The sequence below is a fragment of the Corynebacterium nasorum genome (assembly GCF_022347325.1).
In the GTDB taxonomy this organism is placed as follows: domain Bacteria; phylum Actinomycetota; class Actinomycetes; order Mycobacteriales; family Mycobacteriaceae; genus Corynebacterium; species Corynebacterium kefirresidentii.
In genome coordinates this window covers 123,156-135,767 of record NZ_JAKRDU010000003.1, presented here as the reverse complement: position 1 = coordinate 135,767, position 12,612 = coordinate 123,156, and the positions used below count along the sequence as shown (strand labels likewise).

Genomic DNA, 12,612 nt, shown 5'->3' with positions numbered 1-12,612 from the left:
TGATTATAGTCCCCCAGCCGAGGAGGGAGTAAGCAAAGTGGCGAGGGAGTCGGCAAAAGCGGCGTCGCCAAGCGAGGGCTCTACAAAATAAGAAGCATGGCGAGCCGCCTTGGTAGCCAACGCGTCGTGGGCGGAGGCGAGGTTCAGGTCGCAAACGAAGTCTCCGTCCAGGCAATAGTTAAGCCGGCGCGAGTCCGGCAATGCCGCAGGTTGTAAGAGCAAACGCTGCGGTAGCCAGCCCGCCATACCGTGGGGACGGCTGAGGGGATTGCCCAGGTAAACTGCCCCCGCGAGCTTGCCTCGTTGTGCAAGGTAGCGCTCCGCGCTGGTAGCGACAATGGCGCCTTGGGAGTAGCCAGCCGTAATATAGCGCGGCTGGCAGCCTGTTTCGCGCTCATACTTTTCCACCACGCGCGGAGCGTTGGCCATGCCGGTGCGCAAACTATGTACAAAACCAACGGTGACCGAATACGCCAGCTCGTGCAACGGATGCTCCATCACTACCCCACCGAGGCGGCGAATAAGCTGGAGCGGATTCAACTGCTCACCTTCCTGCGCCAGCGGCGGCAGGTTCATTGACGCCGGGTATGCCTGGGGGTCAAGGGCGAGGACATGGACTTTATCCATCGTGCCGGGATGGCGTTTTTCCACTAGATGAAAAAGCGCGGAGAGGTTTGCCCCTTCATAGCCATTCGACGGCGCGGCATGCGGCGAATACTGCTGCGGTCCGAAATACTCGCCGTATTCCTCATTCTGGTCGGAGCCACGAGCAGCCAAAACAACGAACTCGGGACACCCAGCAGGCTGCGGCGATGGGGCGGATTGTGCTGCTGCCTGGGGCACGACCGGGGCAGCATTCGCGGTGGCGGCAGCGGCGGGGGCTATAGAAACGGCAAGCGCCGCCGAGGCGCTTAGGGCGACGGCGGCACGGAAGAAAGCAGATCGAATCATGGCGGGGAGAATTATGGACGGGTCTGACCTGTACCCTGCAGGATCCACTTAGAAGAGGTGAGCTCCGGCAGCGCCATTGGGCCACGGGCGTGCAGCTTCTGGGTGGAAATGCCGATTTCGGCGCCCATGCCGTAGACCTCGCCATCGGTGAAGGCGGTAGAGGCATTGAGCATCACCGCGGCGGCATCCACCTCGTTGCCGAATTTCACTAGGACATCGGCGTCTTGCGCGGCGATGGCCTCGGTGTGGCCAGTGGTGAACTCGGTGATATGCGCGATGGCGCCATCTACGCCGTCGACCACCTTGGCGCAGATATCCATAGATAGTGACTCCTCGCGCCAGTCTTCATCGGTGGCCTGCACGGCATCCTTGACGCCGAAGGCCTCGAGCTCGGCGACGTCGCCGTGGATGGTCACGCCAGCATCCTGCAGCGCGGCGATGATGCGGAGCTTGACGGAGTCATCCAAAGCGGCGTCGATAAGCACGCACTCCGTGGAGTTGCACACGGAGGTGCGGCGGGTCTTGCCGTTGATGACCATGTCGATGGCCTTATCAATGTCTGCAGAGGCATCCACGTAGAAGTGGCAATTGCCGGTGCCGGTCTCAATGGCGGGGACGGTGGCGCCGGTAACGACGGCCTCAATAAGCTTTGCGCCACCACGCGGAATAACCAGGTCCACCAGACCACGGGCGGTAATGAGGTCCTGGACGGAATCGTGCGTCTCGCACGGCAAAAGCTGCACGGCCTCGCGCGGCAGGTCAAACTCAACGAGGGTATCCTGCAAGATTTCTACCAGCTTGGTGTTGGAGTTGCGGGCGGATTTGGAGCCACGCAATAGCGGCACATTGCCGGACTTGATGGCCAAACCGAAGGCGTCCACGGTGACGTTCGGGCGGGCCTCATAGACCATGCCCATGACACCGAGCGGCACGCGCACCTGCTTCATCTGGATTCCGTTATCCATGGTGCGACCCTGCAGGATCTCCCCTACCGGGTCCTGCAGGCCAGCTACCTGGCGCAGGCCGCCGGCAATGCCTTCCACGCGCGCGGCGTCGAGAGACAGGCGGTCAATAAGGGACTCGGACATGCCGCGTTCGCGGCCGGCATCGATATCCTGCTTATTGGCGGCGAGAATGGCTTCGGTGTGGGCAATGAGGTTGTCGGCTGCGCGCTGCAAGATCTCATTCTTGCGCGGCGTGGACAGCTGCGCCACGACGGGCGCGACTTCCTTGGCAGCACGGGCTTTGGACAGAACTTCTTCGCGTTCAGTGTTGCTCATGTCATACCAGCCTAACGAAAGGCCGCGCGCTTTTCAGCCAGTTGGGCGGCAAGCACCCGCACGGTGGTGTCCTTATTGGCCGAGCTCGCGGCTCCGCTTGTCGGATGCCCGGCGGCGGCGCTTCTCGTCCTTCCGCTCGAACATGAGGTATTCCTCTTCGTAATAGCTCAAGTTATAAACGTGGCGGGCTCCGGCCGAGCATATAAAACAGATAATCGGGATAACCCAAAAATAGGACCAGTGGAAGAAGAAATAGCCGAGCACAACGGAAAGGATGGTGGCCGCCCAGGCGGCATAATCGACCGCCTGTACCTTCTTCCGGCGCTCCTTCATATCCGCAACCTCGGCTTCGGTGGGATTAAAAGAGCTCCCTTGATAAGAACCGTCTTGTGAGGCGGCGTTGTCCATTAATAACCCGCCTGAATATCGACTTCCGTGGGGATTGCTTCACCTGCGGAGTAGCGCTCCATGACCTGTACTGTATGCGAGCCGATGCGCCGGCGCACCGAATAGGGAGGGTTGGCCAGGTGCGGGGTGATGACCACGTTAGGCATGTCCCACAGTGGGTGCCCATCGGGCAGCGGCTCAGGGTCGGTGACATCCAAGCCAGCGCCGGCGATGTCTCCTGCCCGCAAGGCTTCGACTAGAGCATCGGTGTCCACCAGTGGTCCGCGGCCAACGTTAATAATCACGGCGTGATCGGGCATGGCACGGAAGGCAGCGGCATTAAAAAGCCGGTGGGTCTCGTCCGTTAGCGGCGCAAGCGCCACGAAATAATCGGCGGCTGGCCAGACGCGCTCAATATCGGCGGTGGCGAAGGTTTCATCGGCACCCTCGACTGGGTTGCCGGAGCGATTGACCGCGATTATGCGTGGTCCGAAGCCTTCCAGCATACGAATAAGCCGCTTGCCGATGCCCCCGGCGCCCACCACCGCTACCGTCTTATCTTCAAAAAGGAAGCTGGTATGAGCCTCAACCTCATCGCGGTTAGACCAGCTAGTCCCCACGCGCTTATGCGCATGCAAGTGGGCGAGCAGGAGCGCAACGGTAGATTCCGCCACGGTGGCGTCATACAAGCCGGCGGCATTAGACCAGCGGGCGGTGGTATCACGCATGACGTCGAGCAGGTGGTCCACCCCAGCGAAGGGGACCTGCACCAGGCCCACGCTCGGTGGCAGGGGCTGTGGGAAGTCGTCCGGACCGCCGTTGAAGATGAGGACTTCGGCGTCGTCCAGCGCGACACGCTCATGGCCCGCCGCATCCAGGGCGTGCAAGGTTTCCTCCCACGGGGTGGGCAGCATTGCGTATTTCATTAGTATCCAGCCTCCACATCGACACGGGTGGGCATGGCCTCTCCCCTCTCCCACGCCGCGGCGTTGGCGTTGAAGATAGCACCGAGGTGATATTGCGCCACGTGCGCGGAAGCAGCCATGTGCGGCGTCATGGTGCAATTAGGCAGGTCATATAGCGGGTGGCCATCAGGCAGTGGCTCGGGATCCATAACTTCCAAGCCGGCGCCGGCGATCTCGCCATCGCGCAGGGCCGTCACTAGATCATCAGTTACTACGGTGCTGCCGCGGCCGACGTTGATAAAGATGGCGGAAGGCTTCATCGCGCGGAACGTGGCGGCATCGATAAGCCCCTCGGTGTCTTTGGTCGCCGGCAGGATGCAGAAAATGAAATCCGCCTCGCCCCACACGTGTTCTGCCCGATCCATGGGCACGACTTCATCGGCGCCTTCCACGGCGCGGCCGGAGCGATTGACCGCGGTAATGTGCACTCCAAACGGTTTAAGAAGCATAATAAGCTGCTTGCCGATGCCCCCAGCGCCGAAGACGGCTACCCTCTTCGGCCCTCGCTGGTTATAAAGCCACGCCTGGGACTCGTCCAGCTCCTGTGCTACCGACCACGAAGCGGCCTGGGCGAAAGCTTTGTGGTGGTGCGCCTGTGACAGGGCCAGGCCAAGTGCAGATTCGGCTACCGGCTGGGCAAAAGCGCCGGCGGAGTTGCACCATGGCACGCCGTCTGGGGTGATGACCCCGGCATCAATGAGCTGGTTTACGCCGGTAAAACAATGCTGCACCCAACCGATGTTCTCCGGCATCTCGGGGATGCGGCGCGGGTTGGGCGCATTGTTGATGTAGACCTCGGCATCTTCGAGGCTATTTACGCGTTCGTGCCCGGCAGCCTCGATATCTTCTACCATCGGTTGCCAGGTGTCCGGACCCATGAAATATTTCATGCCCCAACCATACGGGGAATCAGGGACTTGGGTTTAAATACGGGAGGCGAAGTTGGAGAGGTAATCGGCGTGAACAACTGAGCGGCGCTGCTCCTCAGGAAGTTCTTCCATCTTCTTTCCCTTAATACCGTGCAGTTCCTCGGAGTCGAAACGGACTTCGCCACGTCCGATGACCTCGCCATTCGGACCGAGGATATCGATGATTTCGCCCTTGGTGAACTCGCCTTGCACATCGGTAATGCCCACGGCCAGCAGTGAATTACCGCCCTCGGTCACGGCTTGTTTAGCGCCTTCATCGAGGCGGACGGCTCCGCCGGTATCTGCGCAGTAAAGTGCCCAGAACTTCCAGGCGGAAAGCTGGCGTTCCTCGCGGGTGTGGAAGACGGTGCCCACAGAGGCGTCGGCAAGCGCGGGGCCAATATTATCCGTGGAGGTCAACAGCACCGGAATGCCGCCGCGGGTTGCCAGGCGGGCTGCAGAGACCTTGGTGGCCATACCACCGGTGCCCACCTTGCCGCCATCGCCAGCTACAACGCCCTTCAAGTCCTTGCCGGTGCGCACTTCATCGATGAACTTAGCGTCCGGCTCGGCCGGGTTCTTGTCATACAGGCCATCCACATCGGAGAAGAGGAAGAGCGCATCAGCACCCACCAGGTTGGCCACCAGCGCGGAGAGGCGATCGTTATCGCCAAAGTGCATCTCCGAGGTAGCCACGGCGTCATTCTCGTTGACGATAGGAATGGTACGCAGCTGGCGCAGGCGATCAATGGTGCGCTGCGCGTTGCGGGCGCGATCGCGGTGACCAGTATCTGACGCAGTCAACAAAACCTGGCCGATGGTGCGCTGATAGCGAGCAAAGGACTGGCCCCACACATAGGCCAAGTGCACCTGGCCTACAGAAGCGGAGGCCTGCTTGGTAGCCAGATCGGTGGGACGCTGGTGCAGCCCGAGCGGCCCCATGCCGGCGGCGACCGCACCAGAAGAAACGATAATGACATCGGAGCGGCCCATGCGCGCATGAACGGCATCGACGATGTGATCAATCTTTTCCTGTGAAACACGGAAATTCTCATCCGTGAGAGAAGAGGAACCAATCTTGACCACGACGCGCCTGGCGTGCGCGATCTCGTGGCGAAGTTCAGATTCAAAACCGGACGCTACCGGGTTCTCATCGAGCGGTTCTGGAAAGGGAGTATCGGCGGTAGGCCCGTCAAAAGGCTCTACCGGAAGTGGAAGGATGGGCTCTTTCTGTTGATCAGAAGACATGCCAACCGAGTCTACAAAGCGCCCCCTCTTATACACCCCAAGAAGAGGGGGCCTACCGAGCTAGCCTTGCCACCTATCCCGATTAGCACCCTCGCGAGTGACCTCTTCGTCGGTGCCGTAATCGTATTCATCGATAAGACCACGGCGTGCCTGAGAGGCACGCTTGCGCTCGGCGGCGGAAACGCGGCTAGTGCCCTTCAAACGGGCGTCCTCGCCGCGGCTGGCCATCGTCGGATCACCGCCAGTCATCGGCTCCCACTCGAAGGTAATGCCGCCGATCGTCACCGGACAGCCTTCCACAGCGCCCTGCTCGCGCAGCTCTTCCTCCACGCCGGCCTTGGCCAAGCGGTCCGCCAAGAAGCCCACTGCCTCATCATTTTCAAAATCAGTTTGGGTAATCCAGCGATCAATCTTCTTGCCCTCAACAATGAAGCCACCCTCGACCTCAGGATCGGCCTTCACGGTGAAATCAGCAAATACACCGGTATGCTTCTTATGGCCCTGGGCCTTGGGACGGATAACGGTGTGGTTCTTATCCTTCTTTGGCAATGGCTGGGCCTTGCGATGCTCGGTCACCATATCCATGAGCCGGAACTTCAGCGGATCCAGGCCCTTGCGAGCGACGGCCGAAATAATAAAGACAGGCCAGCCAAACTTCTCTTCCAGATCATCCTTGACAAATTCCGCCAGCTCTTCGGCCTCAGGCACATCTGCTTTATTCAAGATGATGACGCGGGGGCGCTCACGCAGATCCCCTAAACCAGTATCTTCCTGCAAAGCCCCTTGGTATTTTGCCAGCTCACTTTCCATCGCCTCAATATCGGAAACGGGATCACGGCCGGGCTCAATGGTGGCAGTATCGACCACATGGGCAAGCACCGCCGTGCGTTCAATGTGGCGCAAGAAATCCAGGCCTAGGCCTTTGCCATCGGCCGCGCCTGGGATAAGCCCCGGCACGTCCGCGATAGTAAAGGAGCTATCTCCCATATCCACCACGCCCAGGTTCGGCTGCAGCGTAGTAAAGGGGTAATCACCGATCTTGGGCTTCGCGGCCGACAAAACCGAGATAAGCGAGGACTTACCAGCCGATGGAAAGCCCACCAGCCCTACATCCGCCATGGACTTCAGCTCGAGGATAAGATCATGGGCTTGGCCCGGCTCACCCTGGAGAGCAAAACCCGGTGCCTTGCGGTTCTTTGAGGCCAATGCCGCATTGCCTAGTCCGCCGAAGCCGCCTTCTGCGGCCACAAACCGCGTTCCCGGAACGGTAAGGTCCGCCAAGTTTTCGCCCTTTTCAGTGCGGACCACCGTGCCCGCCGGGACCTCCAAAATCAGGTCCTCGCCGCGAGCACCATTGCGCATATCGCCGGCTCCATTGCCGCCGCGTTGCGCCTTAATATGCGGGCGGTAATGGAAATCCATAAGCGTATGGATTTGTTCAGAGACCTCGAGGATGATGTCACCGCCGTGGCCACCATTGCCGCCATCCGGGCCACCCAATGGCTTAAACTTCTCGCGGTGGACAGACACACAGCCGTGTCCACCGTCACCTGCTTGCAGGTGCAGGACAACGCGGTCAATAAAACGTGCCATGGTCAAATCCTCCGTGCATTGAATAGTTGTCCTACTCAGTGTAATGCGTATCTTGGGCTGGACTCCAACCGTTTAACATAATGTGAATATTGAATATTCTTATTAGGAGGACTTGGATTTTGCTAGGTAGACACCTAGTACCCCGCTTGGTGGAGAAGAAATGAACTGTACCACCATGCCTAAATACTCCGAACAACTCAAACGTGGTGCTATGGTCCGCTCAGAGTGCATTGAAGTCGCCTGCTTCCTTCAGCTTCAGCGAGGTTTGTTGAAAACGTTCCCGCCTTTATTTTCAGGCCCACTAACACGGCACCAGCAAACGTTCCGGCACTAGAGCTTTGCGCGATATTGCCTATGGGTGAGGGCCAATTTCGAGCGAATCCGCCAGGTAGAAAATCATAGTGTTGCACGAACAACAAGATATTTTGCAAAAGGCTGCAAATTCTTTTGAGTAAAGAGACATGTGGGCAATAGAGAGTGTCTGATGGTTTGTAGGCAGATTCCCAACCTGCATGAAGAGTTAGACCAGAATGACTACTGCGACACGACCAGATCTAAGCTTATAAGACCACGACTCATGCAATTGATAAGAAGCTTCTTGCCCACACTAAAATTGCGAAACACATTGACACCTAGAAACGACCACCACGGCTGCCAATAACCTAGTTCGACGCACGTTACAAACCACAAGGAGCAGAGGACTAAACGCTGAAAATAGAAGCCCACCTAAACCACAAGCCTAGCTACAAGAGCACTAAAACTGCCACCGAAACCGACAATTACCGCAACGAGCCGTACAAAGACAGCGGACAGTAACTACAGCCCAGCCACCATTGATATCCCTATGAGATTACCACTCGTTTAGTGGACCCTATTCGTACGGATTTTGTGCCCGTAGGAGAAAATGATCATTGTGAGCTAACAGCGCAAGAAGTACACGCCGGAATATCGGCGCAAAGCCACGAACCTAGTATTCGAGTAAGAGCGCCCGGTATCTTATGTGGCTAAGGAAATCGGTGTTTCCGCCGAGCTTCAGACCAGCGGGGCATACTCGAGCGTGAACAAACCTCCCAGCTGATGCGCTTGGCCGACAATTCTGGCAAGGCAAAGGACGCTCACCTATAACAACGCGCAAGCCCAACGCACCAAATATGCGCCCAAACTTGGCCAACCATGAGTTTAAACCCCAATGCCCCTACAAGCTGTGGATGACCGACATAACAACCGCGCGCACAAAGAAAGGCTTTGTGTACACCGCGATTGTCACTGATACGTTTACTCAACACATTGTCTGATGGTCGTAATCAAAATCCATGCGCACCGAAGCATTGCCGCTACATGCTTTCAACCCAGTGATATTATCCGCCAAAGAAAAACAGGTTCGTGTACCATTCCTACCATGGCTTGCTGCAAGACTACGTTGTCTACAACAAACAGCTTCCCTGGCAAGGCATCCCCCCTTCCACCGGAACTGTCGGGAACTCTTACGACAATGCTCTAGCCGAAAAATTTTATTGGTTCCTACAACCATGAACTCATCCATACTCACAGTGTGTGATGATGCTGCCGATGCGGAACCTCCAAAACCCAAATGGTGTCGTGATGGAACAAAACCAAGCTCCACGAAAAATTTAAGACACCCAGCCCCAGCCGAGACGGAACCCGAATTATCCAAACCAGAACCCACCACAGGAAATAATAAAATCCCATGGCAAGTTCTAGGAACAAAACTCGGGCCACTTCAGTACCGAAAAATTTACCCCACTTGCCCGTAGCAACATTGCTAGTCAGGCAAATGGGGTAAATACGCAGTAGACCCAGTATCCTTTTGACACCTGCGGTCTACTTGGGCAGGTTCTTAAACGAACATGCCAATGAGCTGGGAAGCGCCGTCAGCAATATTTACAAACGGCTCAACAATAGCTTTAACAGCCTCTACGACAGTATTGGAAACGCTGGATAGCTCGGACACAGTGCTGGATAGCTCGGACACAGTGCTGGATAGCTCGGACATTTTGACTCCTTAAGGAATTAGGATGCTTGAATTATTTTATTCGGACAGCGGGTTGATCGCATCAACAGCATTTTCAAGATTCTTGCCAGAGAAGATCTCGGTCACGCCGGACAGAATCTTGTACCAACCTTGTTGGGTATTGACGAAGTTGTCCAAGTGAAGCTGGATGGTGGATAGGTACTCTTGAATGGTCGACGGGTCAAAGTTCATACTCATACTCCTAGGTATCCTCTGGAGGACTTTCAGTCCAGATAGGGTTCGATAGCAGGCACGCTCTCACGTCCTACTGGAGTCATCCTGCCATAAAGTGACAATTCCGCAACAGAAATTCTGTTCCACAAGCTAATTGCACACCCCTTTTCAACTAGAAAATCATAATGCCAACCCAGCCTCAATTAAGCCTAGACTCATCTTTTGGACATTTATCGGCGATTATGTAGCCCCCTTTTCAATTAAAGTGAAGAATAGATTAAATGAGGTAAACATGTAGGTTAACTATCCGTGTTCAAATTTAAAAGTCTTTATTTTTACTTAGTGTCCAGACACCCCTAATAGCACCCCGTTATAAGGGGTTAATCTGTACGCTTTATTCCACTGAACAGTTGGATCTTCTTAATAGCTTCTCTTCCGACTATGTTCCTGGGAGCCTTTTACACGTTGGCAAATCAGCTTTCTATCCTTTCTGACGTGCCGCAAATCCTCAACTGAGCGACCGCTCTCTACAGAAATCAGTGGAGATCCCTTAAGACAACAAGGGTTTCCCTTGCGACACACTATACGTAGGGATATTTTTATTTGATCCCATCTGCTGGCCTACAACCCGTCAGGTGTAGACCACATCCTTCACCAAGTCTGCATTGGCGCCACCTACACGGCAGCTGCTCCATACCTACCATGCACTGCACGTCATGAGCATCGCTCCCCGTTAAGATCCTACTTATATGCCAACAGCCTACACAGAAATATAAGAGTATGTTACGAGATCTAGCGGCCACATATACCGCAAGTCTCTCTTGCTAACCTCCTTCAGACCGCTACCATCTGACTCAGACGTCAAAGGGAACGAGCTACCCCAGCTACAACAACGCTGTCCTACAACAAGGTGGTGCAACAATCTTCTGAACTCAAGATAGCAATTGTTTTAGTAAACCCTTTGTTTACTTCGGAGGCACTACATAGCGTATGGTTCGCTCTACTTGAGCGCCCATTTGCAGACTGGTTATCAACACCTAGGATGAGATCAGCTACACAAAAACCTGGTACCGCCCAGTCGGAAATCATGACCGTAGGATCGACATACCGCTTGCGGGCGCGCTTCGCGTGCCACGAGGTCGACGTTGCGCGTGTTCTCGACGTAGTGCAGCAGCGACTTCTTTTTCGACTCGTATTTAGCCTGGGAAAACAAAGGTTGATAGATCCTTTCAGGACACACGTACGTAGCCTCATCACCGGGATAGCAACTACGCAACCACCCGCACATCTGCTGCGGCGAGTACCTATCTTTCACCATCGCCCAGACCGTCTCACGCAAACGTGGATTGGCATCAATCCTGCGCTTCCGGCGTAAACGTACTCGACGCCGATTTACGGTGCGCATATGTGGGAAGATACACCCCAAACTCGTCCCGGTTACGCTAAAGCTTCTTGCTGATAGTGCTAGCAGAGTACTGAAAACGCCGAGCTGTCTCACACACGCTTTTACCCTGCCGGTCAAGAGCAAAGATGAGCTCACGCCTTCTACCGACAGGTAACGCGAAGAAATACGCCTATCAATACGCTCTTGTGGAATAGCCAGGCCTGGGGCTGCTTGGCGGCCAACGACATACGGGATTACCTACATAAGCTTGTTATACAGCGCCAAATCCGGGCCAGCCGGGACAAAGGCACATGCCCAGTGGAAATTTTAATAACGCCTGGTCCATATCAGCAACATCACGCGGATGAATTCCACAAGCTAAAGCTACATCTTTGAGACCTACACATTCACACAGTTGCATATAACCACACCGGCGCGTAGTTACACATCTTCGCGAGCATGCGCATTGCGCTTCCACAACCCAAGCTCATTACCAGTCCGATAAACCGGACTAGAGCTTATAGAAAGCGGACTCGCAAAATGAATCGGTGTCACACCTTCAAGCCGCAATCAGGCTATCGCCTGACTGTCACACAGCTAGTACGCCTGCGATGATTGCGCGGCAAGTCCAACTCACCAGCAGGCCGATAAGCCACAGACTTTGCTAAACCATCCACACCAGCAGCCACTCAGAATGAACCACCAACCTGATCAACGCTGCAAACGGCGACATAATAGGAGAAACTGGACCCAATTCGACTCCACACAATCACCTCACCGACAACAGGTGTTCCCCGAGAAGCAGCATCCAAGGACCCTTTTACAACAGAAAAATCCCCAAGCCCTTCACACTGCTGTGGGACGGACTCGAGGATTAGCCTAATCGGACTGAAGTTAAGCAGTCGCTTCTGCAGCAACCTCTTCAGCCGGAACGATGTTGACCATGCGACGGCCACGCTTGATACCGAACTCGACGGAGCCAGCTGCGAGCGCAAACAGGGTATCGTCGCCGCCGCGGCCTACGTTCTCACCTGGGTGGAACTTGGTACCGCGCTGACGCACGATGATCTCGCCGGCATTAACCTGCTGACCACCGAAGCGCTTGACGCCGAGACGCTTGGACTCGGAGTCGCGACCGTTGCTGGAGCTGGAAGCACCCTTCTTGTGTGCCATGTGGTTTTCCCTCCTTCAGGGATAATTACAGCCGGTTAAGGCTTACTTGATACCGGTGATCTTCAAGGTGGTCACAGGCTGACGGTGGCCCTGACGCTTCTTGTAACCAGTCTTGTTCTTGTACTTCAGGATATCGACCTTCGGGCCCTTACCCTGCTCAACGATTTCTGCGGAAACAGAAACCTTCTCCAAGTCAGAAGCCTTGGACTTAACATCGGCGCCATCGACGAGCAGAACCGGGGTGAGAGCTACGGCAGAGCCTGGCTCACCCTCGATCTTCTCGACCTTGACGAGGTCACCTTCAGCAACCTTGTACTGCTTGCCGCCGGTCTTGACGATCGCGTACATAGAGGGTTACCCCTTATCTAAACTCGCTCGGAAGCAACCGGGGAGGCCGCGTTCCGAATGGACACTTACATATTGCGTTTAGTTCCCGCGCGAACATGCCCGCACAACTCACTGAGTGAGTGTCGGACTGATCCAGCGCTGTGAGTACTAAACAGCGACTGTCAAAGAC

At 55.8% G+C, this 12,612-nt stretch carries 12 protein-coding genes; all 12 read right to left on the bottom strand.

The annotated features are described in order from the left end of the window. Nucleotides 1-3 precede the first annotated feature (3 nt). The 12 genes from MHK05_RS04295 to rplU all read right to left on the bottom strand — a co-directional run bounded on the left by MHK05_RS04295 (nucleotide 4) and on the right by rplU (nucleotide 12,443). Nucleotides 4-951 (bottom strand): cutinase family protein, encoded by a 948-nt coding sequence (locus MHK05_RS04295; protein ID WP_023020945.1) that lies wholly within the window; start codon nucleotides 949-951, stop codon nucleotides 4-6. Nucleotides 952-962: 11 nt separating this feature from the next. After that, nucleotides 963-2,231, bottom strand: a complete 1,269-nt coding sequence (locus MHK05_RS04290; RefSeq protein ID WP_200288741.1) for a glutamate-5-semialdehyde dehydrogenase — start codon at nucleotides 2,229-2,231, stop codon at nucleotides 963-965. 72 nt (nucleotides 2,232-2,303) lie between these two features. Then, a complete protein-coding gene (locus MHK05_RS04285; RefSeq protein ID WP_023020943.1) occupies nucleotides 2,304-2,639 on the bottom strand; it encodes a hypothetical protein in 336 nt (111 codons plus the stop codon). Then, a complete protein-coding gene (locus tag MHK05_RS04280; RefSeq protein ID WP_239205022.1) occupies nucleotides 2,639-3,544 on the bottom strand; it encodes a D-isomer specific 2-hydroxyacid dehydrogenase family protein in 906 nt (301 codons plus the stop codon). The genes MHK05_RS04285 and MHK05_RS04280 overlap by 1 nt, the downstream gene beginning before the upstream one ends. Beyond that, entirely contained in the window at nucleotides 3,544-4,473 is a 930-nt protein-coding gene (locus MHK05_RS04275; RefSeq protein ID WP_239205020.1) for a D-isomer specific 2-hydroxyacid dehydrogenase family protein, read from the bottom strand. Before MHK05_RS04275 ends, MHK05_RS04280 begins: the two co-directional genes overlap by 1 nt. Before the next feature lie 33 nt (nucleotides 4,474-4,506). After that, nucleotides 4,507-5,739: a glutamate 5-kinase gene (gene proB / locus MHK05_RS04270; protein WP_239205018.1), complete on the bottom strand. Its 1,233-nt coding sequence runs from the start codon at nucleotides 5,737-5,739 to the stop codon at nucleotides 4,507-4,509. A 60-nt stretch (nucleotides 5,740-5,799) separates the two neighbouring features. Beyond that, entirely contained in the window at nucleotides 5,800-7,332 is a 1,533-nt protein-coding gene (obgE, locus tag MHK05_RS04265) for a GTPase ObgE (RefSeq protein WP_239205016.1), read from the bottom strand. Between the two features lie 1,858 nt (nucleotides 7,333-9,190). Beyond that, nucleotides 9,191-9,346, bottom strand: a complete 156-nt coding sequence (locus MHK05_RS04260) for a hypothetical protein (RefSeq protein WP_239205014.1) — start codon at nucleotides 9,344-9,346, stop codon at nucleotides 9,191-9,193. Between the two features lie 36 nt (nucleotides 9,347-9,382). Then, nucleotides 9,383-9,562 (bottom strand): hypothetical protein, encoded by a 180-nt coding sequence (locus tag MHK05_RS04255; RefSeq protein WP_239205012.1) that lies wholly within the window; start codon nucleotides 9,560-9,562, stop codon nucleotides 9,383-9,385. Between the two features lie 1,418 nt (nucleotides 9,563-10,980). After that, nucleotides 10,981-11,040: a hypothetical protein gene (locus MHK05_RS04250; RefSeq protein WP_232212622.1), complete on the bottom strand. Its 60-nt coding sequence runs from the start codon at nucleotides 11,038-11,040 to the stop codon at nucleotides 10,981-10,983. A 776-nt stretch (nucleotides 11,041-11,816) separates the two neighbouring features. Further along, nucleotides 11,817-12,095 (bottom strand): 50S ribosomal protein L27, encoded by a 279-nt coding sequence (gene rpmA, locus MHK05_RS04245; protein ID WP_005324079.1) that lies wholly within the window; start codon nucleotides 12,093-12,095, stop codon nucleotides 11,817-11,819. Between the two features lie 42 nt (nucleotides 12,096-12,137). Beyond that, entirely contained in the window at nucleotides 12,138-12,443 is a 306-nt protein-coding gene (rplU, locus tag MHK05_RS04240) for a 50S ribosomal protein L21 (protein WP_005324077.1), read from the bottom strand. Nucleotides 12,444-12,612 lie beyond the last annotated feature (169 nt).